Source organism: Streptomyces sp. NPDC088915, assembly GCF_044749825.1.
Lineage (GTDB): Bacteria > Actinomycetota > Actinomycetes > Streptomycetales > Streptomycetaceae > Streptomyces.
This window is the reverse complement of record NZ_JBIVIR010000022.1, coordinates 80,911-101,353: the sequence shown is the minus strand read 5'-3', so window position 1 is coordinate 101,353 and position 20,443 is coordinate 80,911. Positions and strand designations below refer to the sequence as shown.

At 73.6% G+C, this 20,443-nt stretch carries 16 protein-coding genes and 1 pseudogene; 3 read left to right on the top strand and 14 right to left on the bottom strand.

Annotated elements, in window-relative coordinates:
* Nucleotides 1-25: 25 nt before the first annotated feature.
* From ACIP5O_RS32375 to ACIP5O_RS32320, 12 genes are all read right to left on the bottom strand, one after another.
* Entirely contained in the window at nucleotides 26-1,021 is a 996-nt protein-coding gene (locus ACIP5O_RS32375) for an FAD binding domain-containing protein (RefSeq protein ID WP_401299979.1), read from the bottom strand.
* On the bottom strand, nucleotides 1,018-1,578 hold the full coding sequence (locus ACIP5O_RS32370; RefSeq protein ID WP_401299976.1) for a 2Fe-2S iron-sulfur cluster-binding protein: 561 nt from the start codon (nucleotides 1,576-1,578) through the stop codon (nucleotides 1,018-1,020). Before ACIP5O_RS32370 ends, ACIP5O_RS32375 begins: the two co-directional genes overlap by 4 nt.
* Before the next feature lie 2,345 nt (nucleotides 1,579-3,923).
* Nucleotides 3,924-5,696 carry a hypothetical protein gene (locus ACIP5O_RS32365; RefSeq protein WP_401299973.1) on the bottom strand — a complete coding sequence of 591 codons (1,773 nt, stop codon included), beginning with the start codon at nucleotides 5,694-5,696 and terminating at the stop codon, nucleotides 3,924-3,926.
* A 107-nt stretch (nucleotides 5,697-5,803) separates the two neighbouring features.
* Nucleotides 5,804-6,805, bottom strand: coding sequence for an endo alpha-1,4 polygalactosaminidase (locus ACIP5O_RS32360; RefSeq protein ID WP_401299970.1), 1,002 nt, complete (start codon nucleotides 6,803-6,805; stop codon nucleotides 5,804-5,806).
* Entirely contained in the window at nucleotides 6,802-7,464 is a 663-nt protein-coding gene (locus ACIP5O_RS32355) for a spherulation-specific family 4 protein (protein ID WP_401299967.1), read from the bottom strand. Before ACIP5O_RS32355 ends, ACIP5O_RS32360 begins: the two co-directional genes overlap by 4 nt.
* The gene (locus ACIP5O_RS32350) at nucleotides 7,461-8,408 is read right to left on the bottom strand and encodes an NAD-dependent epimerase/dehydratase family protein (RefSeq protein WP_401299964.1); all 948 of its coding nucleotides are present in this window, start codon (nucleotides 8,406-8,408) and stop codon (nucleotides 7,461-7,463) included. The genes ACIP5O_RS32355 and ACIP5O_RS32350 overlap by 4 nt, the downstream gene beginning before the upstream one ends.
* Before the next feature lie 6 nt (nucleotides 8,409-8,414).
* Nucleotides 8,415-9,128 (bottom strand): nucleotidyltransferase family protein, encoded by a 714-nt coding sequence (locus ACIP5O_RS32345; protein ID WP_365540269.1) that lies wholly within the window; start codon nucleotides 9,126-9,128, stop codon nucleotides 8,415-8,417.
* Between the two features lie 31 nt (nucleotides 9,129-9,159).
* On the bottom strand, nucleotides 9,160-10,161 hold the full coding sequence (locus tag ACIP5O_RS32340) for a GDP-mannose 4,6-dehydratase (RefSeq protein WP_365540268.1): 1,002 nt from the start codon (nucleotides 10,159-10,161) through the stop codon (nucleotides 9,160-9,162).
* A gap of 66 nt (nucleotides 10,162-10,227) precedes the next feature.
* Nucleotides 10,228-11,625, bottom strand: a complete 1,398-nt coding sequence (locus ACIP5O_RS32335) for a hypothetical protein (protein ID WP_401299960.1) — start codon at nucleotides 11,623-11,625, stop codon at nucleotides 10,228-10,230.
* A complete protein-coding gene (pelF, locus tag ACIP5O_RS32330) occupies nucleotides 11,622-13,136 on the bottom strand; it encodes a GT4 family glycosyltransferase PelF (RefSeq protein WP_401299957.1) in 1,515 nt (504 codons plus the stop codon). The genes ACIP5O_RS32335 and pelF overlap by 4 nt, the downstream gene beginning before the upstream one ends.
* 107 nt (nucleotides 13,137-13,243) lie before the next feature.
* Nucleotides 13,244-15,370 carry a hypothetical protein gene (locus tag ACIP5O_RS32325; RefSeq protein ID WP_401299954.1) on the bottom strand — a complete coding sequence of 709 codons (2,127 nt, stop codon included), beginning with the start codon at nucleotides 15,368-15,370 and terminating at the stop codon, nucleotides 13,244-13,246.
* Nucleotides 15,371-15,762: 392 nt separating this feature from the next.
* A complete protein-coding gene (locus ACIP5O_RS32320) occupies nucleotides 15,763-16,293 on the bottom strand; it encodes a hypothetical protein (protein WP_356545745.1) in 531 nt (176 codons plus the stop codon).
* A gap of 546 nt (nucleotides 16,294-16,839) precedes the next feature.
* Here ACIP5O_RS32320 and ACIP5O_RS32315 point away from each other — a divergent pair.
* Complete coding sequence (locus ACIP5O_RS32315; protein WP_401299952.1) at nucleotides 16,840-17,640, top strand: polysaccharide deacetylase family protein; 801 nt, start codon at nucleotides 16,840-16,842, stop codon at nucleotides 17,638-17,640.
* A gap of 129 nt (nucleotides 17,641-17,769) precedes the next feature.
* On the opposite strand, the gene ACIP5O_RS32310 is transcribed toward ACIP5O_RS32315, so the two are convergent.
* Nucleotides 17,770-17,958 carry a CsbD family protein gene (locus ACIP5O_RS32310; RefSeq protein ID WP_401299949.1) on the bottom strand — a complete coding sequence of 63 codons (189 nt, stop codon included), beginning with the start codon at nucleotides 17,956-17,958 and terminating at the stop codon, nucleotides 17,770-17,772.
* Between the two features lie 251 nt (nucleotides 17,959-18,209).
* On the opposite strand from ACIP5O_RS32310, the gene ACIP5O_RS32305 reads away from it, so the two are divergent.
* Complete coding sequence (locus ACIP5O_RS32305) at nucleotides 18,210-18,506, top strand: hypothetical protein (protein ID WP_401299947.1); 297 nt, start codon at nucleotides 18,210-18,212, stop codon at nucleotides 18,504-18,506.
* Between the two features lie 107 nt (nucleotides 18,507-18,613).
* Here ACIP5O_RS32305 and ACIP5O_RS32300 read toward each other — a convergent pair whose 3' ends face one another.
* Nucleotides 18,614-18,865, bottom strand: a complete 252-nt coding sequence (locus ACIP5O_RS32300) for an EF-hand domain-containing protein (RefSeq protein WP_356545737.1) — start codon at nucleotides 18,863-18,865, stop codon at nucleotides 18,614-18,616.
* Between the two features lie 306 nt (nucleotides 18,866-19,171).
* Here ACIP5O_RS32300 and ACIP5O_RS32295 point away from each other — a divergent pair.
* Nucleotides 19,172-20,417: pseudogene (locus ACIP5O_RS32295) on the top strand (ABC transporter ATP-binding protein).
* Nucleotides 20,418-20,443: the final 26 nt, after the last annotated feature.

The window sequence follows — 20,443 nt, the reverse complement described above, 5'->3', positions numbered from 1 at the left end:
GGCGTCGGGTGGACGGGTGGGGTGGTCAGGCCGTGTCGGCGCGGGACGCGAGGTCGTGCAGCACGCTCACGGCGAGGTTGCGGGCGAGGGGGACCTTGAAGCCGTTGTCGCGCAGCGGCTCGGCGGCGGCCAGCTCGGCGTCGGCGGCCCGCCCGAACGTCTCGGCGGTCGCCGGGGCGCCGCGCAGCACCTCCTCCGCCGCGCGGGCCCGCCAGGGCTTGTGGGCGAGACCGCCGAAGGCGAGGGCCGCGTGCCCGATCCGTCCGTCCTCGACGGTCAGGACGGCGGCGACGGAGGCGAGCGCGAAGGCGTACGAGGCACGGTCGCGGGCCTTGCGGTAGGTGCCGTACGCGCCGGGCGGGGGCGCGGGCAGCGTCACGCCGGTGATCAGCTCGCCGTCCTCGATGACGGTGTCCCGGTCGGGACGGTCGCCGGGCAGCCGGTGGAACTCCGCGACCGGCACCGTCCGCTCGCCCGCCGGGCCACGCAGCCGGACCTCCGCGTCCAGGGCGGCGAGGGCGACCGCCATGTCCGACGGGTGCGTGGCGACGCAGTGGGCGGAGTGGCCGAGCACGGCGAGGTCGCGGTGGACCCCTTCCCTGGCCGGGCAGCCCGAGCCGGGCGCGCGCTTGTTGCACGGCTTCGACGTGTCCTGGAAGTACGGGCAGCGGGTGCGCTGGAGCAGGTTGCCCCCGGTGGTGGCCGCGTTCCGAAGCTGCGGGGAGGCGCCGGCCAGGAGGGCCTGCGAGAGGGCGGGGTAGCGGTCGCGCACGAGCGGATGGGCGGCCACGTCGCTGTTGCGCGCGGTCGCGCCGATGTGCAGGCCGCCCGCGGCGGTCTCCTCGACTGTGTCGAGCGGCAGACCGTTGATGTCGATGAGCAGCGGCGGCCCCGCGACCCCCAGCTTCATCAGGTCCACGAGGTTGGTCCCGCCCGCGAGGAACCGGGCGCCGGGCTGGGCCGCGAACCGGTCGATGGCCTCCTCGGTGCGCTCCGGCCGGACGTACGCGAAGGGCTTCACCGCGCGGCCTCCTCGATCGCGTCGACGATGTTCGGATAGGCGCCGCAGCGGCAGATGTTCCCGCTCATGCGCTCGCGGATCTCCTCCGGCGTGAGGGACACCGGGCCGCCCGGCGACCGCTCCGGCGGCGTCACGTACGACGGCTGCCCGTCGGCGGCCTCGTCGAGGAGGGCGACGGCCGAGCAGATCTGCCCGGGGGTGCAGTAGCCGCACTGCAGGGCGTCCCGCGCGACGAACGCCTCCTGGACCGGGTGGAGCCGGTCGCCGTCGGCGAGGCCCTCGACCGTGGTCACGGACGCGCCCGCGCAGGCGACGGCGAGCAGCAGACAGCCGTTCACCCGCCGCCCGTCGAGGAGGACGGTGCAGGCCCCGCACTGCCCGTGGTCGCAGCCCTTCTTCGAACCGGTGAGGTCGAGGTGGTCGCGCAGGGCGTCCAGAAGGGTGGTGCGGTTGTCGACGGTGAGGGTGCGGTCCTTGCCGTTGACCCGCAGGGTGAGGGTGGAAGCGGCCTCGGCAGGGACACCTGTGGCCCGGTCCGCCGCTGTGCTCCGGTCCACGGATTGGTCCACGGATTCCACGGGTCCTCCTCCTCGTCTTCGCCTGCGTCGACGTTATGCGAGGGGCGTCTGCCCCGCCTGTTGTGAGGCATGCGGGTGGTTTCGCCGGGGCCTGGGGCGGGCTGCTCCGGCGCGTCAGAGAGGCACACCGTTCTCGGGCCTCCTGAGGGGGCCCGTGCGCGGCATGTCTTGCGCTGGGAAGGGGAATCACAGAGAGCCGAACGCTTTTGTGCACGGAGTCACGGCGGGGTGGACCGGCCGAGGTCGTTGCGGGAACCGCGGGGGAGGAACTGACATGTTGGAGGTCGTCGCGCTCAGCGCGCTCACCACGTTCCTGTTGGGGGTGGGGAACGGAGCGGCCGGGGAGGTCGGCAAGAACCTGTCCTTATCGGTAGGCGCCCTTGTGAGGAGGACCCTGGGGCGGGAAGTCTCCCTTCCCGTCGACGCGGATGGCCGGGAAGCGCTGGCGAGGCAGGTGTACGCGAGGGTGGTCCACGACCCGAGGCTGGCCGGCGAATGGCTGCTCCTCATGGAGAGCGGCCGGGAGCGGGCGATGGAGCTTGCCCGCGGTGGCATGCCCCCTGCTCCCTGGGCGTTCACCAACCAGCAGAAGGTCCTGAAGCAGTTGATGGGAGAGGCCACCCGGCCCTGGGAGGGACGACCTCGGACGGCACTGCTGTACGGCCCTCCTGGCGGTGGTACGACCTCCGTGGCCCGCCGTCTGGGTGCCGAGTGCCGCGACCTGTTCTCCGACGGGCAGTTCTGTGTCGATCTGCGTGAATGGGCCGGAGCGAGCGAACCGGAGCCGGCCGCGGTCCTGCTGAGGCTGTTGCGCACGATGGGTGTGGGCTCCGACGAGATCCCGTCCACCGAATCGGACCGGGAGCAGCTTTACCGGCAGCTCACCGCAGAGCGCAAGGTGCTGGTGGTGATCGACCACGTGACCTCGTTGGCCCAGGTTCGAGGTCTCGTGCCGGCCACGCCTGATGTCTTCCTGCTCGTCGTGGTGTCAGGGCAGCCTCTTCTGCTGGAGGCGGAACGTGTCGCCGTACCGCCGTTGAGCAAACGCCACGCGAAGCAGATGGTGTTGAGGACGGTCGGCCAGGAGAACCTCCAGCGCTTCAAACCGGAGCTGCGGGGACTGCTCGACCGATGTCAGGGCAATCCGCTCGCCCTCCACGTGGAGGCACGCTTGCTGGCCGGGGGAACGAGTGTTCCGGATCGGGGAGCCGGAACGTGGTGGCACCATCCGGTACGCGCCATGGCGCAGCGCACCTCGCTACGGCTCGGCCCGGAGACGGTACGGCTCTGTCGACTGACGGCACTGGGCGGCTGGCCGTCCGTCAGCGCCGAGATCGCGGCCGCAGCCGCAGGCGTCGACGACGACGAGGAGCGGGCGGCCCGGATGCTGGCCGAGGCGGCGGACGTCGGACTGCTGGAACTCCTTCCCGACGCGCGTTACCGCTTCCGGCCCGAGGTCAGGCGTCATCTGGCCGACACGGCTGCCCCAGAGCACGGGGCCCAGGAATGCTCGGACGCGGTGACGCGGGTGCTCGACGCACTCTTGAACCGAGTGCTGCGCGCGGCGCATGCCGCCCTGTCGACGAGCTGGCGGACCGAGCCGGATCCGGAGCCGTCGGACGCCCTCCCCGATGAATCGGAGGGCATTGCGGTGCTGGCGGCCGAGGTGACCAACGTGGTCCACGCTGTGTCCGTGGCAGAGGAACGACGGCAGATCGCCACCGCGCTGCGTCTCGCCCGCGCTCTGTGGCCGCTGCAATTGAAGGCCGGACACGGGGACGAGGTGCTTCCGGCGCTTCGTGTCGCAGTCCGGTGCGGCGAGGAGAACCGCACGGACGAGCGTATGACGGGGGCGTTGTGCTTCCAGTTGGCGCATTGCCTGGGCGAACTGCACCGGTGGGAGCAGGCCAACCGCGCGGCGCGGGCCGCCGCCGCGTACGAACGGGCGGCGGGCCACCTCTTGGGCGAGGCGTCGTCCGTGGAGTTGCAGGGACTGTTGCACCTGAACCGTTGGCATTCCGAGGAGGCGTACGAAAGGTTCGTCGAGGCCGAGCGCATCTATCGGAGGATCGCTCCGGGGCAGGAGAGGGCCGAGGACCTGTTGCGTGCCCTGGCACTGGTGGAACGTCACCAGGGACGGGCCCTGCGCTGTCTGGGCCGCCTCGACGAGTCCCGGCTGTTGCTGGAGGGAGCAGTGGCGTTCTTCCAGCGGTCGGGAGAGGCGTACAACTGGGCCCGGGCCCTCACCGACCTCGCGGAGACGCTGCACAAGATCGGCGACGACACGGCGGCATTGACGAAGATCGCCCAGGCGGAAGGCCTGCTCACACCGGTTGCGGCTCCGCACCTTCGGTATCTGGCCAATCTGCGACAGCGCTGCGAGGCCACTGTTCGCCCGGTTCCACCACGGCTTCCACGACGACCGGGTGCGTACCACCCGCCGCATGGGTCCGAAGCGTGATGCCGTCCGGGGGGACCGTTCCTCCGCAGGCCAGCCAGGCGTGCAGCGACGACGCGTACGCCGCCGGGTCCGCGTCCGCTCCGGCGCCGGCGGTCAGCCGGAACACGCCGTGGTCCCGGGTGCGCACGATGCAGGTGCCGGGCCCCGTCACGTACACCGCCGCCGCGCAGTGCGGGTGCTCCCGCAGCACTTCGGCGGTCCATAGGTCCGCGCCCCCCAGGCGCGGATCGCCCGCCCGCCCGTCGCGCGTGATCACGTCCGCCGTCTCCAGGTCCCCGGGGTGGCGGGTGTCCTCGTGCACGGCGAGGTGGGTGTCGCCGACCGCGTCGTGCAGGTGCTCGGTGGAGCGCTCGATCGTGACGTCCGCCCCGCGCACGCGCGTCCGCACGTACAGCGGGGCGGTCGGCCTCGGTGGATCGTACGGGGGGAGGGGCAGGGGCTCCAGGGACGCGGGGGCGGCCGGCTCGGGGAGGCGCATCAGCGCGTAGAAGTGCCGGCGCAGCAGCACGGCCGACCGGCCGGGTGCCGAGGTGACGGACCCGGCGTGGGCGGGGTCCGGGCGGTGCTCCTCCAGCGCCCGTTCCACCTGCGGGCGCAGGGGCGCGTGCGGTGCGAGCCGGGGCGCGCGCCGGACGAACTCCGCGAGCGGGGTCTCGGGGTCGAGCCTCTCCCGCCCGTCCGCCGCCAGGAGCACGGCGGTGCCGAGGGCCGCGGAGTAGTACGTCACCGCTCCGAAGTCCCCGAGGACCAGATCCGCCGCGAGGAGGGCCTGCCGCCATCCGTGGACGGGGTCGATCAGGGTCAGTCCGCCGCGCCGGGCCCGGTCCAGCCAGGCCCGGATCTGACCGGGGCCGTGGCCGTGCCAGATGTTCGGATGGAGGACGGCGGCCAGTCGGTAGTCGTCGGCGGGCAGTTCGGCGGCGAGCCGGGGCAGCAGGCCGGGCAGCACGTCCTGGTCGCCGCTGCCGAAGAAACCCTCCGGGTTCCAGGTGGAGTTCAGGACGACGAGCCGCTGCCCGCGGCGCACTCCCAGGGCGCGGCGGAACCTCTCCCGGTACGGGCGGGCCGCGAGCATGCGGTCGAAGCAGGGGTCACCGGCGAGTACGGCGGAGGGCACCGCCTCGGCGCACACCCGGGCCAGCCGTTCCAGCTGCTCCGGGTGGGAGAGGACGAGGCCGTCGACGAAGGGCCGCCCGTCGGAGAGGAGCCACTCCGGCGACAGCCCGAACGTCGGCCCCGGACCGTCGGTTCCAGGAGTGCCCAGCCGCTTGGTGTATCCGACACCATGTGAAATGACGGACAAAGCCCCCTGGATCAGGGCGAGTTCACCACCGAAACTGGCCGAGATCGCCAGGTCCACCGGTGTCGAGAGGGCCTGCTCCCACGGCAGGACGGGGAGTTCCAGCTCGGCGAAGATCTCCTGGACGCCGCTCCGGAACGCGGAGGAGCCCGTCGACGTGACCAGGAGCTGGACGCGGAAGTCGTCGTGGAACAGCGGCAGGAGGTCGAGCAGGCGGCCCGCCGACGTGGCGTTGTGGACCACCAGCAGGACCCGTCGCCGGACGGTGCGGCTCGCCCACCGGTGGGCTCCCTCCCCGACCGGCACGCGTATCGGCGGGGGTTCGGCAGGCCCCACTCATGACCTCCTGGGCGAGCGGCGAACGACGAGCGGCGAACGGCGCACGTGTGCCGTCGCGGACGGACACACCTTAACCGCGCCGGACGGGCCCCGGTGCGCCCCCTTCAGCAGGGCTTCCGCCACACGTCCAGCTCCGGGTTCTTCAGCATCGACGACAGGCGCAGGGAACGGGACCGGGGGCAGAAGCGGGACGGGGTCTCCTCGTACTCCACGTGGAAGACCGCCTTGCCCGCCGCGATGAAGGGTTCGAGCAGACCGCACTCGTCGAACTGGGCGCACTCCTCGTTGACCGCGAAGTCGAAGTGGTCCACCAGACGGGGGATCTGGGGGAGGTCGTTCTTGAGGCCCACCGCCAGGCCGCGTGCGTGGGCGATGTCCGCGATCATGCGGTTGTAGCGGAGCTGGTCGTCCGCCGTCAGCGGGAAGCCGGTGTCGTTGCCGTAGCCCTCCACCAGGTCCGGTTCCACCGCGTCGAAGCCCTTGTCGCGGCACATGTCGAACCGCCGTTCCATCAGGGGGCGCAGGACGTCGACGCGGCGGATGTCCAGCCAGCGTTCTCCGTGCCAGCCGTTGGGGCCGCCCAGGACGGAGTCGGGGAAGGCGTCCCGGTCGGGGCGGTAGTCCTCCCAGGCGCCCACGTTGACGTAGCAGATCACCTTCCGCCCGTCCCTGTGCAGCCGGGCCACGTCGGCGGCGCTGTTCTCGAAGCCGTCGATGTCGTACACCGGCACGTCGACGGACGGGTCCACCTTGCCGTTGAGCTGCCACTGCCAGGAGAGGCCGGGGCGCGGCCGCCAGCGCGCGCCGGACACGGGAGGACGGGTGGGCGTGCGGTCCGGCGTGGGCCGGGTGGTCGCGGGCCGGCCGGGCGTGGGGGCGGGGGTGGGGCCGGGCGGGCGGGACGTCGTCGGGCCGCCGGTCGTGGGGGCGGGCGTGGGAGTGGGCGCCGGGCGCGTCGGCCGACCGGTCGCGGAAGGGCTCGCGCCCGGTCCGCCCGTACCCGTACCCGCCCCCTCGGCCGGTCCCTCCGGCTCCCCCGAGCAGCCCGCCAGGACGGTCAGGGCCAGGACCGCGGCTGTGAGGACCGCGCCCGGTCGCCGCCTCACCGGTCCGCCTCCGCCAGGGCCGGGGTCAGCCCCGCCCACGGGTTCGGCGGCTCGCCCGTGACCGGGCCGCAGACCCCCGCGCCCCGTTCGCGCGCGGTGCGCACGGCCAGCGGGACGAGCGGGGCGGGCACCCCGTACACCAGGTGGCAGAGCCGTTCGGACGGTGACCGCGCCGTCCACGACGGGCGGCTGAACGTCGAGACGTACGTCGACCAGTGGCCCTCGAAGGTGACCGTCAGGTCCGCGAGCCGCACGTAGCCGGGGGCGGGGTGCACCCCCGGGTTGATGACCACGGGGGAGACGCCCTCCCTGCGCAGCGAACGCACCACGCGCCGGGCGGCCGGCAGGCCGTCGCGCCCCGCCGTCGTCTGGTCCAGGAAACAGCCGTCCACCCCGTACCACTCGCGGTGCCGGAGCGCCTCCTCGGTGATGACCTCCGCGTCGCGCATGCCGTAGTCCGTGTCCACGTAGCCGAGCAGCCGGGCCCCCGCGGAGCGCAGCGCGCGGGCGGCGGCGGCGAACGCCGGGTCCGGCGCGTCGCCGGGGCCGCTCGCCGGGTTGAGCACGACGGCGTAGGTGTGCGCGGCGCCGTTGATCAGCCGGTGCCAGGCGTCCGGGTCCTCGGCCGGGTGGACGTACAGCGGGATCAGCAGGCTCACGACGCCGCCACCCCGTCGGGCACGAAGGAGCGGGGCCGCGCCTCCCACAGCGCCGCGAGCGACGCGTCCAGGGAGTGGGCCGGGGCCCAGCCCAGGGCGGTGGCGGCCGCGGTGACGTCCGAGCACTGCCAGGACACCCGCGCGGACCGCTCCGAACCGCCCCCGCCCCCGCTTCCGTCCGTCCCCGTCTCCACGATCCGGCCGCGGAACCCGGCCGCGTCCGCGAGCCGCCGCACCACCTCCCGTACGGGAAGCGCCTCGCCGCCGCCGACGTTCAGGACCGGCGGCAGCGGGCCCGGCGCGGTCGCCGCCCGTTCCACCGCGCGCGCCACGTCCCGTACGTCCACGAAGTCGCGGTACGCGGAGAGGTCGCCGAGCCGCAGCTCCCCCTCCGGGTCCCCGGGGTCCTCCACCTCGGCGAGCAGCGCGGCCACCCGGCCCGGCAGGCCCGTGGCGGGCGCCCCGGCACCCACCGGATTGCCCACCCGCAGCACCACCGCGTCGAGCCCCGACGACGTCACCGCCACCGTCCCCGCCAGCTTGGTCGCGCCGTACGGCCCCGCCGGGGCGCACGGCTCCGACTCGGTCACCCGCAGACCGGGCGTGCCCGGGCCGTACTCGGCGGCCGACCCCAGGTGGACGAGCCGGGCCCCGGGGGCGGCCTCGCGCAGGGCCGCGCACAGGGCGGCGGGCCCGCGCGCGTTCACCTCCGCGAGCGTGACGGCGTCGCCGCCGGTCGCGCCCGCGCAGTTGACCACGGCGTCGGGCGCGGCCTTCGCGAGCGCCCCCGCCAGGAGGTACGGGCGGTCGGCGGCGAGGTCGACGGCCACGTCGGCCCCCGGGGAACGGCCGCCGACGAGGACCCGCGCGCCCGGGAGGGCGCGCAGCCGCTCGGTGACGTGGCCGCCCAGGTATCCGCCGGCGCCGAGGACGAGGATGCGCATTGCTGTTCAGGCTCCCTTGAGCAGGAGGGACTTGCGGCTGGTGAACTCCGCGTTGGCCCGGTCGTAGTCGTCGGGACGGCCGATGTCCAGCCAGTAGCCGTCGAAGTCGTAGGCGTGCGGGGGCGTCTCGGCGGCGAGCAGGTCGAGCACCAGCTCGTCGAAGCCGAGGGGGAGCCCCGGGGTGTAGGCGTCGAGGGTCTTCCGGGAGACGCCGTACACCCCCATGGACACCCGGTAGTCGATGCTGGGCTTCTCGGTGAAGGCCACCACCCGGCTGTCGTCGGTGGTCAGCACCCCGAAGTCGATGTGCACCTTGCGGGCGTACGTGGCGATGGTCAGCGGCGCGTCCGACGTCTCGTGCCGGCGCAGCACGTCGGCGTAGTCGAGGTCGGTGAGCACGTCGCCGTTCATGACGAGGAAGTGCTCCGGCAGCCGGTCCCGCAGGTTGAGCAGCGGACCCATGGTGCCGAGCGGGTTCTCCTCGGTGGCGTAGTCGATGCTCAGGCCCCACTGCGAACCGTCGCCCACGTAGGCGCGGATGATCTCGCCGAGGTGTCCGATGGCGAGGGTGCAGTGGGTGAAGCCGGCCTGGGAGAGCTGGCGCAGCACGATCTCCAGGATCGCGTGCTGGTCGCCGATGGGGACGAGCGGCTTGGGCAGGGCGGTGGTGTACGGCCGCAGCCGGACGCCCTTTCCACCGGCCAGGATCACAGCGTGCATGGCATACCTCCTGCGGGACGTGCCGGACGGGTCAGATGTTGTAGATGCCGGTCTTGTAGCGGGCCAGGTTGGCGGGGTCGGTGAACCACTCGGCGGTCCGCGCGAGGCCCTCCTCCAGGGAGTGGTCCGGCTGCCAGCCGGTCGCCGCGGTCAGCCGGGACGCGTCCGCGACCAGCCGCATCACCTCGGAGTCGGCCGGCCGCAGCCGGGCCGCGTCCTCGCGGACGTCGAGCGGGGTGTCCATGACCTTCCCGATCAGCGCGACCAGGTCGCCGACGGAGATCTCCCCGCCGGTGCCCGCGTTGAAGGTGCGGCCCACGACGTCCTCCGCCGGGGCCGTGCCCACCGCGAGGAACGCCCGGGCGGTGTCCTTCACGTAGGTGAAGTCCCGGGTGGGGCGCAGGTCCCCGAGGGTGAGGGTGCGCTCCCCGGCCGCCACCTGGCCGATGACGGTGGGGATCACGGCCCGCATCGACTGCCGGGGGCCGAAGGTGTTGAACGGGCGGAGCGTCACCACGGGGGTGCCGAAGCTGGCGTGGTAGCTGTCCGCGAGCCGGTCGCCGCCCGCCTTCGAAGCGGCGTACGGGGACTGGGTGTTGATGGGGTGGTCCTCGGTGATCGGGACCGTCTGCGCCGTGCCGTACGTCTCGCTGGTCGAGGTGTGCACCAGCCGGGGCGTGCCCAGGGCGCGCACGGCTTCGAGGACGTTGAGGGTGCCGGTCACGTTGGTGTCCACGTAACTGTGCGGCGCCTGGTAGGAGTACGGGATCGCGATGAGCGCGGCCAGGTGGTACGCGCAGTCGGCGCCGTCGAGCAGGCCGCGCACCGAACCCGGGTCGCGGACGTCGCCGAGCACGATCTCCACCTGGTCGAGGACCTCGGGGGAGAGGGTCTCCAGCCAGCCGTACGAGGAGAACGAGTTGTACTGGGCCATGGCCCTGACCCGGTGGCCGGAGGCGACGAGCGCCTCCGTGAGGTGCGAGCCGATGAACCCTTCGGCCCCGGTGACGGCGGCGAGCGGTGCGGAGGTCAACTCTTCGGTCCTTTCGACAGGAACAGACGGGGTGGTGGTCGTGCGTGACGAGCGGCGGGCGGCCCGTCAGACGTGCGGGGACGGCCGGCCCAGGAGGGCGACGACACAGGCCGCCAGGCAGACCGCGGCCGCGGCGCAGACCGACGGCAGCACGGCGGACCCGTCGGGCAGGTCCGCCCGGGTGATGAGCACGGCGCCCGCGGCGGTCGCCAGACAGACCACCGCCGGCGGCCAGGCCACGCCGAACGCCTGGAGCAGGAGGGCGGCCCACAGCACCGCCGCGAGGGAGAGCAGCGCGACCGGCCCGGATCCCAGGAGCAGCGCGGGGACCAGCAGGAGCAGCAGGTAGCAGACGAGACAGAGGGCGAGGACGCCGGAGGAGCGGAGCAGGAACGCCCCGGGGGTCGCGCTGGCGCGCAGCGCGGCGACCGACCAGCCCCGGTAGCGGTAGAGCAGCCACTCCGCCGGGCCCATGCTCAGCGTCAGGACGATGACCGCGTACGCGTCCTGGCGGCCCTCCAGGGTCACGAGCACCGCCGCCGCGAGCCCGAACAGGCCGTACGGCACGGAGCCGCGCAGCTTGGGGCGCGGGCCCTCGGCTGCCGGGGCGCCGAGGCCGGAGGCCAGGACCCGCAGGGCGACGGCGAGCGTGGCGAGGAGCGCGAGCAGCGGGAAGGTGAGCCGCAGCAGGGTGCCGGGCTCCCACCAGGGCAGGGCCGCGGCGCCGGCGATCAGCGGACTGAGCGCGGCGAGCAGCAGCCGCTCCCGGCCGAGCACGAGCAGGACGCCCGCCGCCGCCAGGTACAGCGACTGGGCCGCCGCCGCGACGGTGGCCGGGCCGCCCCCGGCGGGGATCGCGGCGAGGCCCGTGGCCACGCACGCCCCGAGCAGGGAACCGGCGAGCAGCGTGCGCGACGCCTCCCGCCGCCCCGTGGTGAGCCGCAGGTGCGCCCGGTGCCCGAGCCCCTGCCCCCACGCCCAGGAGACGACGCCCGCCGTGATCAGGACGGGGGCGTGCTCGTCGATCCGCCACAGCGGGCCGGTGAGCAGATAGGCCAGGGCCGGGAGCGCGAACAGCACGCCGCGCAGCAGGCACCGGACCGTGTCCGGCCGCCACGGGTCGGGCGGCGCGGCCGGTTCGGGGAACGCCCGGGGCACCCGCTCGTACAGCGCCGCCGCCAGCGAGAACAGGGTGGGGTGGCCGTACCGCTCCTTGATCACGGAGGCGGACAGGCCGTCCGCCTCCAGGAGCGCGGCCACCTCGTAGGGGTGGACGGCCGGGCCGACGCGGTCGGCGAGTTCGGCGGCGAGCGCGCTGACCGCCTCCTCGTCGGGGCCCTTCGAGGGGAGCCGGATCGCGAGCGTCGCGTCGTCCAGGAAACGACGGGGGCGCGGCACGGCCAGGCGGATGGCGAGCGTGTCCTGCTCGGCCCCGCCGGGTTCGAGGAACATCGGGCCGCTCATCCGGCGAGGCTCCCCGTGCCGCTGGCCACCGGGACGGGCAGCACGATCCGGACGGGCTCCGACCGCCGTCCGCCGGCGGCCAGTTCGTGGTAGATCGCGCGGAAGGTGTCGACGGTCTGCCGGAGGGTGAACCGTTCGATCACCCGCAGCCGGGCCGCCTCGCCCATCGCCCGGCGCCGGGCGGCGTCGCCGAGGAGCGCGAGCGCGGCGTCCGCCATCGCGGCCGGATCGCGCGGCGGCACCACGAGCCCGGTGTCGCCGACGGCCTCCCGGACCCCGCCGACGTCGGTGGAGACGGTCGCGCGCCCGCACGACATCGCCTCGATCAGGGTGAACGGGAAGCCCTCGCTGATGCTGGACAGCATCACGACGTTGCCGGCCGCGTAGGCGTCCTTGATGTCGTCGACGCGTCCCTCGAAGGTGACGGCGTCCGCGTGGCCGAGCTCGGCCGCCAGGGCCTCGCAGCGCTCCCGGTAGGCCTCTCCGCCCCGGGGCGTGCCGCCGAAGAGCCGCAGCCGGACGGCGGGCATCCGCTCCCGGACCAGGGCGAGGGCGCGTATCAGGGTCTCCAGGTCCTTGATCGGGTCCACGCGCCCGGCCCAGCTCAGGGTGGGGGCGTCCGGCTCGGGGCCCGCGGGCGGGAAGGCGGCGGGGTCGACGCCGTTGTAGACGGTGCGGATCGCCTCGGGGTCGGCGCCGCCCTCCTCCTCCCACAGCCGGTTGTAGCGGTTGCCCGGGGTGATCAGGGCCGCCCGGCGGTAGCTCTCCTCCGCCAGCAGCCGGAAGAAGCCCAGGATCACGGCCTTCACCGGCCAGCGGTAGGGGGCGGTGCGGTAGCCGAGGTAGCGCTCGCGCAGGTACACGCCGTGCTCGGTGAGCAGCAGCGGCACCCCGTTCCGTTCGAGGGCGGCGAGGCCCGGAAGGACGGCCACCCCGCCGCTGACGGCGTGCGCGACCCCCTCCGCGGGCGGCGGCGCGGACAGCGGCCGCAGCGCGTGTTCGAGCAGGGCCGTGGCGGTGAGCGCGTCGTGCACGGTCGGCCCGGCCTCCCGCACGGCGAGCCCCGGCCGCCGCCACACGGAGGTGAGCACCGCGATCGCGGCGTCGCTCCGCAGGAACGGGCTGAGCAGACCGTCCCCCGCGGCGTGCGCGAGGGCGTACAGGGCGGGGCCGAAGCCGGCCTCGGCGCCCGGGTCGAGCAGCGCCGTCAGGAACTTCTCGTAGGCGTCGGCCAGCCGTCTGCCGGCCCTGCCGCGGGGCGGCCGGCCCTCCGGCGCCGGGCCCCACATGGGGACGGACAGGACGCGGGAGACGTGGGGCGGCAGGTCCCAGACGAGCGGCTCGCGGCCGGAGCCGGTGACGGCGAGGACGTCGAAGTCGACGTCCGGCATGCCGGTGACGAGCTGGTCGCACCAGACGCTGACACCCCCGTGGCTGTGGGGGTAGGTGCCTTCGGTCAGAAGGGTGACGCGCGGGGCGCCGGAGCGCCGTGCGGCGCGGTGTACGTGCATGGGTGTGGACTCCACGGCCGTGGTGGGAGTGGTCGTGCCGGTCCCGGCCGCCGGTGGGCGGTCGGGACCTCGCCGCCCGTACGGGGCCGGCGCCGGAGGTGCGGCGGTCAGCCGTTCGCGCCGGGGGTGACCGGCTCGGCCACGCCCGCGGGGACCCGGGCGGCCGGAGCCGGAGCCGCGACCCGGGCCGGAGCGGGACCGTCCGCCCGCAGGGCCTGGACGGAGGGCAGCTCCAGGGCCAGCGACGTGCCCGTGAGGGACGTCCAGCCGGAGCGCCCGCCCGCGTACGCCTCGCCGAAGGCGGAGCCGGAGCGCACGGTGCCCTCGGGCACGGTCACCGGGGCCGTCGTGCCGCTCGGGCCCTCGACGGTCACCGTCGCGCCGATGCGGTACGCGGTGACCTGGCCGCTCTGGACGGCCGTGCGCCAGGCGGAGCGCCGCCGGAGCTCCTGGCCGATGTCCTTCATCCGCAGGTTCACCACCGGGGTGCTCGGGGCGAACAGCGCGTCGTACGCGTCGAGGACGCCGTCCAGGACCGGGTAGGCGATGCGGTCCTCGGCCAGGTTCGACTGGTGGATGAAGTGCGGCTTGGGGTCGTTGGCGAGGACGTGGCCCAGCGCGATCTGCCGCTCCAGGGGCACGATGTGGCCCGTGTAGCCGGTGGCGGGGTCGAGCGGGGCGGCCAGGCAGGTGGTGGTGGCCGGGTTGTCCTCGCAGATCCCGCTGCCGCCCTGCGCGCGGCTGGTGTAGATCCAGTTGTACTCGTCGACCTGCTCGGCCGCCCGGCCCGCGTTGTAGAAGACGTTCATCGGGTAGCGGGGGACCGTGGTGGCCGTGCCGACCTGGCGCTGGCCGGGTTCGCGGGAGTTGTCCGAGCCCAGCCAGCCGATGCCGTTGTCGCCGAGGGCCGGCCCCAGGTTGGGGTTGTCGACGTTCTGCTGGGGGAGGACGCGCAGCCCGGAGTGCTCGCCGGTGACCAGCTCGTCGTTCTGCAGCGGGAGTCCGGCGGTCTGGCCCCACACGCGGTTGAGCGCGATCTCGTCGGAGACGCTCTGCCGGGAGACCCACTTGATCGAGCCGTTCGGGTGGGTGGCGCACTGCCACGGCACCACGCTCGTGTTCTGCTCGCAGCCGAGGAAGGCGTGCGTGTAGGTGTGGTTGATCCAGCGGAAGTCGTTGCGCTTCGCGACGAACCGGTCGGCCAGCGGGTCCGCGCCGTTGTTGTCCGCGCGGAAGTCGACGGTGCCGGCGGCGTTGTACGCCATGTCCAGGGTGAAGCCGCGGGAGGTCTGCCAGGAGGCGGCGTGGTCCACGTCGGCGGCCGTCATGCGGATCGGGTCCGGCACCGCGCTGGGGTCGGTGCAGTCCACGTCGCCGGGCGTGCAGTTGAGCGTGGAGTTCCAGCGGTCGTCCGCCGCGAACACGTCGTCGACGTGGACGGCGAAGTAGTTCCGGGAGGAGCCCAGGTGCGTCCCGCCGGTCATCCACTCCACGATGCCGCGGGAGAGGAGGCGGAACTGCTGCTGGTACTGGTTGTAGACGAAGGTGACGACCAGCTCGCGGCGCCCGTCGTGCCGGTACTCGCCGACCAGGGACCCGCGCTTGGTCGTCCCGGGTATCGCGGCATCGACGTACGGGGTGAAGTCCGCGCCCGTCGCCGGGGTCGACAGGTAGGCGTAACTCTCTCCCACCGCAGGCGAGTTGTCCTCGAAGGGCACGGCCCCTTCGAGGTAGCCGAACGGCCCCGAGAGCCCGGCGGCGGTCGTCTGCGCCCGCACTCCGTCGAGGCTCCCCGCGTACCCGCCGTAGACGGCGTACTGGAGGCCGACCTCGGGCCGGGCGTAGGTGTACGCGTCGACCTGCGGGATGTCGTAGGTCCGCTCGTAGTTCGCGAGCGCGGTCATCTCCGCGGAGCCGGCCGGGAACGGGTTGTCGTTCGGCAGCACGACGGCCTGGAACTTGGCCCGGTTCCGGTCGCCCACGGTGTCCGCGAGGTAGCCGGCGTCGATGACGGGCCGGTCGGCGCGGTTGAGGTCGACCTTCGTGTACGGCGTTCCCGCGGCGTCCAGTTCGGCGGCGATGGCCTCGGTGGCCGGGCCGCCGTCGGTCACGACGAGGACCCGCAGGTCGATGCGCGGTTCCGGTTCGACCGCCTGCGCCGGGGCACCCGGCAGGGCGAGGGCGGCGACGAGCGCGCCCGTGGTGAACAGGGTGGTGCCTATGAGCCGCTTCATGCGGTGGTGTCCCCTCCCGGAGCAGGGGTGGGTACGGCTCCGAGGAGCGGACGCACCCCCTCGTGGACGCCGGCATCCCCCTCGAAGGCCGGTCGTCCACGCGTCCGTCGCGTCAAATGGTGAGGTATCTGTGGAGCTTTTGTGGTCCCGTCGCGAAAGGTGGCGGAAAAGCGCGGGCGTCCGAGGCGGTGGTTCCGGTGTGACGATCGGTTCGGAACTCGCCCCGGGGCCCGGTCACTCCTCGCGCCCGGGAGGCGGAGCCCAGGTGGCGGAAGGTGGAGGGGCGCCGGTGGACCGGGAGGCCGCCGAGGCGACCACCATTGGTGTAGACCGGTGGGTCGGGCGGGGTCGGGTCTGTTTTCGGACGCTCCCCCCACCCGGCCGTCGGACCGTCAGGCGCAGAGGACGCGGGTCTCGGGCGTGTAGACCGGACCGCCGCTCACGCTGGAGCTGTCGCTGAACTCGGCGTAGAAGTACGAGTAGAAGCCGATGTTGCCGTTGCAGCCGGAGTCGGCGGCGACCTGGAGGGTCAGGGTCACGGTCCTGCTCTGGCCGGGCGGCACGGTGGTCCCGTAGTTGCCGCCGAGATTGGCGGGGCCGGTGCCGGCGCAGGGGGTGCTGCCGCCGGGACCGACGAGCGAACAGCCGGTGAAGGAGTACTTCAGGTCCGGGCGCTGGGTGGTCAGCCAGGTCGGGTCGATCGTCTGGTAGACGAACCAGATGTCGTGGGTCTTGTTGTTCGTCAGCGTCATGGACAGGTTCACCGTGCCGCCGGGGGTGGTCGTGGCGGCGTCGGTGCTGAACGACAGCTCGGCGGGGGCGAGCGACGCGGAGGCGCTCGCGGCCGGGGCCAGGCCGAACACGGCGAGGAAGAGGGCGAGGACGGCGGTGAGACCCAGGCGTCTCGTGAGGTGGGATCGCATGGCCCGGGAGGCTAGGGACGGCCGCGGCCCGGCGTCTGCCCCCGCGCGGGCGGCTCGGGCGCCCGGCGGCCGAAAGCGCGCTTCCCGTGAAGGAGCCGCGGGGGAACCGTGAGGGGCCCGGGACGATCGCATCCGCGCACGCCGCAGCGGGTGCGACCCCGCGCCGCCGGCCGGTCCTGCTCCCGGCGCCTCTCCACGGCGTGGGCTACACCATTGGCGCGTACGCGGCAGTTCCGCGCGCCCGGCGGGCCGGCCGCGCCGGCCGGACACCGGTCGCTCCCGGCCAGGGGGCCGATTTTCGGCACCGTCGGCGGGTCGCCCGGCAACGGCCGGGCGGACGACGGGAAACCACGGAGGGGGACGCGCGCGCCGACCCGGAGGGACGTACGGCCCTTCGGGCCGGGGGCCGTACGTCCTGCCGGTGCAGGGACGTGCGTCCTCCGCTTCCGGGACGCAAGTCCCGCCGTTTGGGTGAAACCTTCTCGCCGCTTGTACCGTCCTCTCACCCGGGAGAAGGACCTGGAACAACGGGGAGTGGACAATTCCATGGGGCGGAACAAGTACACAGCGCACATAGCCGTGGTCGCCTCCGCGGTCGGACTCAGCCTGGCGGTGTGGGCGGCCAGTGCCGTCACGCAGACGGAGGCCGAGGCCAGCGCGGGGGGCGGGCGGCCGACGGCCGGACAGTCGCCGTCCGGGGACGCCGAGGGGCCCGCGCAGGCGCCGCCGAAGAAGACGCCGGAGAGCATCGCGCACGATGCCGAGGCGGGCGGCACGGCGGTGAACATCACGATCGACGACGGGCCCGACCCGCGCTGGACGCCCCAGATGCTGGACATCCTGAAGGAGAACGGCGTCAAGGCCGTCTTCTGCATGGTGGGACCCGAGGCGAAGCGGCACCCCGAGCTGGTCAAGAAGGTCGTCGCGGACGGGCACCGGCTCTGCGACCACACGATCTCCCACGACACCTCGATGGACAAGAAGTCCGTCGCGTACCAGAAGCGGCAGATCCTGGACGCGAAGAAGATGATCGAGGACGCGGCCGGGGGAGCGAAGGTCGAGTACTACCGGGCGCCGGGCGGCGCCTTCACCCCGGACAGCCGGCGGATCGCCGCCGCGGCCGGCATGCGGCCGCTCGGCTGGAACGTGGACACCAAGGACTTCGAGCTGCCCGGCACGGCCTCGATCGTGAACACGGTCAAGAACGAGCTGTCCAACGGCCCGACCATCCTCTTCCACGACGGCGGCGGCGACCGCGGCCAGACCGTCGCGGCGCTGCGGCAGGTGCTGCCGTGGCTCAAGCAGCAGGGGCACGCCTTCAGCTTCCCCGTACGGACGACCCCCTGAGGATCCGTACCGGCGGAGGCCCCGGAGACGCGAGGAGGACCGCCCGGCGGGTGCCGGGCGGTCCTTCCGCTGTTCGGGCCGTCCTCCAGAGCGCGGTACGGCGGCCCGAGCGTTTCGGAGGTGCGAGCCCTAGGAGTCGTCGCGCTTGAGGGAGTCGCGAACGCCCTCGGCCTTCCCCCGGGCCTTCTCGCCCACCTTGCGGGCCTGACCCTTCGCCTGGTCCGCCTGACCCTCGCTCTTGAGGCGCTCGTTTCCGGTCGCCTTGCCGGCGGCCTCCTTGAGCTTGCCCTTGGCCTTGTCCACGTGGCTCTCACCCATGACTGCTATGCCCCTTTTCTGGTTGACTAGGGTACTTCGGTCACATTAGGCGGGTTCCCCGGATCCCGCGCGTCAACCGTCCGGATCCGATCCCGTCCACCGGACTTGTCGTGAGAGGGCTTCCTCCTCACCTTCCGCGCACGGGTGACCTTCGCTTTCCCCGCCCTTCGACTTCTGCCGCGGGCCCCCGTTCGGGCGGTGGGAACGGGGGCGACCGTGACCGCCGGCGGGCCGGACGCGTTGGTGGGGGCATGACCTCAGCACGACGCATCTCCTCCGTCCTCGCCGTCGCCGCCGCCTTCTCGTGCCTGGGCGCGTCCGCGGCGAGCGCCGCCCCCGCCGCCGGTCCGCTCGGCCCGCCGATCAACCCGGTCACGGAGCTCGACTCCCTCGCCGCGACCGGTCTCCCCGAGGAGGAGGCCGCGCAGCTCCCCGGCATCTCCGAGCAGCTGGGCGGGCTCCAGCGGATCCACGACCTGCAGCAGCTCCACCAGCTCACCGACCTGGCCGCGCCGGTCACCGGGGTGCTCCCCGCCGTCTCCGTCTGACCCGGTCCGACCCGTTCCCCCGGCCCTCACCGGCCCCCGCACCGGCACCGCGCCCTCCGCGCGGTGCCGTTCGCGCGTCCGGGCGGGGCCTGTGCGGGGGCCCGGGGTCACCAGCCGAAGCGCCGGTTCACCAGCGTCGCGAACTCCTCGAAGGACAGCACCCGGTCGCCGTTCAGGTCGGCCTCGTCGAACAGGGCCGAGGAGTCGGCGTCGGTCCCCACGCCCCAGAAGGGGATCACGCCCCGCGCGGCGAGCGTGGGGCCCTCGGACCGCAGGGCGTTGATGACCTCGGTACGCGTCAGCGCCCCGTCCCGGTCGAGGTCGAGCGCGTCGAAGAGGGTCCGGGCCTTGTCGCTCATGGGGTGTCCTGGCTCCTGGGTCGGTGGCCGCCGGGTGGCGTCGGGTCCTGTGCGGAAGGACGCGGCCCGGGCGCGGCGGGTTGCCCCGGCCGCCGAAGACCCCCGAGGGATGCCGAAAGAACACGTGGACCCCGGAGGCATTTGCACGGAAAACTCCCCTTTCCTGCCTTCCGTACGGCAGAAAGGGGGTGCGGCATGGGATCACCCGAAAATCATGAAGGATTGCCCTCCAAGGGTTCGGTCCTCCTCGCGCTGCGCCACTACGGACGGGAGCTGCTCCGTCTGCGGCGGCTGACCGCTCCGGCCATGCTGCTGCCGGCGCTCGGCAACATCGGCCTCTTCTACGTCGCACCGCTCGTCGTCGCCAAGCTCGTCGGACGGGTCGCCGGGGACGGCGCCGACGCCGGAGGCATCGGCGCGCACCTTCCGTACGTCCTCGGGTTCGCCGGCGTGCTGCTGCTCGGCGAGGCGCTGTGGCGCGTCGGACCGCACTGTCTGAACCGCCTCGACGCCCGGGGCATCGAGCACCTGTACGTCGTCGGCATGGACGAGCTGTTCGCCAAGGACACCTCGTTCTTCCACGACAACTTCGCCGGATCGCTGACCAAGCGGGTCCTCGGCTTCGCCTCCCGCTTCGAGGTGTTCGTCGACACGCTGATCTTCTCGATCATGGGCAACCTACCGGCGCCTGGAGAGCGCGATGACGGAGGCCGGGCAGTTCACCGAACTGCTCCTCGAACCGCCCACCGTGCTCGACCCGGAGGACCCGGAGCCGCTGGAGCCCCGGGGCGCCGGCGTCCGCTTCGAGAAGGTCACCTTCGCCCACGCGGGCGCGAAGCCCCTCTTCGAGGGGCTCGACCTGGACGTGCCCGACGGGGCGAAGATCGGCTTCGTCGGCAGGTCCGGCGGGGGCAAGACCACCCTCACCCGGCTGCTGCTGCGGATGACGGACGTCGACGGCGGCCGGGTCCTCGTCGGCGGGCAGGACATCGGCCGGCTGCGCCGGGCCGACCTGCGGAGCATGATCGCCTACGTCCCGCAGGACCCGGCGATGTCCCACCGGAGCCTGCGGGACAACATCGCCTTCGCCCGGCCGGGCGCCACCGACGCCGAGATCCGGCGCGCGGCCGGGGCGGCGCACGTCACGGAGTTCGTCGACGGGCTCCCCGACGGCTTCGACACCATGGTGGGCGAGCGGGGCGTGAAGCTCTCCGGGGGCCAGCGCCAGCGGGTCGCCCTCGCCCGGGCGATCCTGCGCGACGCCCCGATCCTCCTCGACGAGGCCACCAGCGCCCTGGACTCCGAGAGCGAGATCCTCGTCCAGGAGGCGCTGTGGCGCCTTATGGAGGGACGGACCGCGCTCGTCGTCGCCCACCGGCCGAGCACGGTGGCCGGCATGGACCGGCTCGTCGTCCTCGACCGCGGACGGGTCGTCGAGCAGGGCACGCACCAGGAGCTGCTCGACGCGGAGGGCGCCTACGCCAAGCTGTGGCAGCACCAGTCGGGCGGCTTCCTCGACGACACCAGGGAGGGAGCCGAACTGCGCCGGTGACGGGTAGAAGGGGGCCCCGGGCGGGT

Bases quoted from the DNA above. Each gene is read 5' to 3' on its own strand.
- ACIP5O_RS32350 (WP_401299964.1), bottom strand. From the start codon at position 8,408: ATGCGCATCCTCGTCCTCGGCGCCGGCGGATACCTGGGCGGCCACGTC.
- ACIP5O_RS32345 (WP_365540269.1), bottom strand. From the start codon at position 9,128: ATGCACGCTGTGATCCTGGCCGGTGGAAAGGGCGTCCGGCTGCGGCCG.
- ACIP5O_RS32335 (WP_401299960.1), bottom strand. From the start codon at position 11,625: ATGAGCGGCCCGATGTTCCTCGAACCCGGCGGGGCCGAGCAGGACACG.
- pelF (WP_401299957.1), bottom strand. From the start codon at position 13,136: ATGCACGTACACCGCGCCGCACGGCGCTCCGGCGCCCCGCGCGTCACC.
- ACIP5O_RS32325 (WP_401299954.1), bottom strand. From the start codon at position 15,370: ATGAAGCGGCTCATAGGCACCACCCTGTTCACCACGGGCGCGCTCGTC.
- ACIP5O_RS32320 (WP_356545745.1), bottom strand. From the start codon at position 16,293: ATGCGATCCCACCTCACGAGACGCCTGGGTCTCACCGCCGTCCTCGCC.
- ACIP5O_RS32315 (WP_401299952.1), top strand. From the start codon at position 16,840: ATGGGGCGGAACAAGTACACAGCGCACATAGCCGTGGTCGCCTCCGCG.
- ACIP5O_RS32310 (WP_401299949.1), bottom strand. From the start codon at position 17,958: ATGGGTGAGAGCCACGTGGACAAGGCCAAGGGCAAGCTCAAGGAGGCC.
- ACIP5O_RS32305 (WP_401299947.1), top strand. From the start codon at position 18,210: ATGACCTCAGCACGACGCATCTCCTCCGTCCTCGCCGTCGCCGCCGCC.
- ACIP5O_RS32300 (WP_356545737.1), bottom strand. From the start codon at position 18,865: ATGAGCGACAAGGCCCGGACCCTCTTCGACGCGCTCGACCTCGACCGG.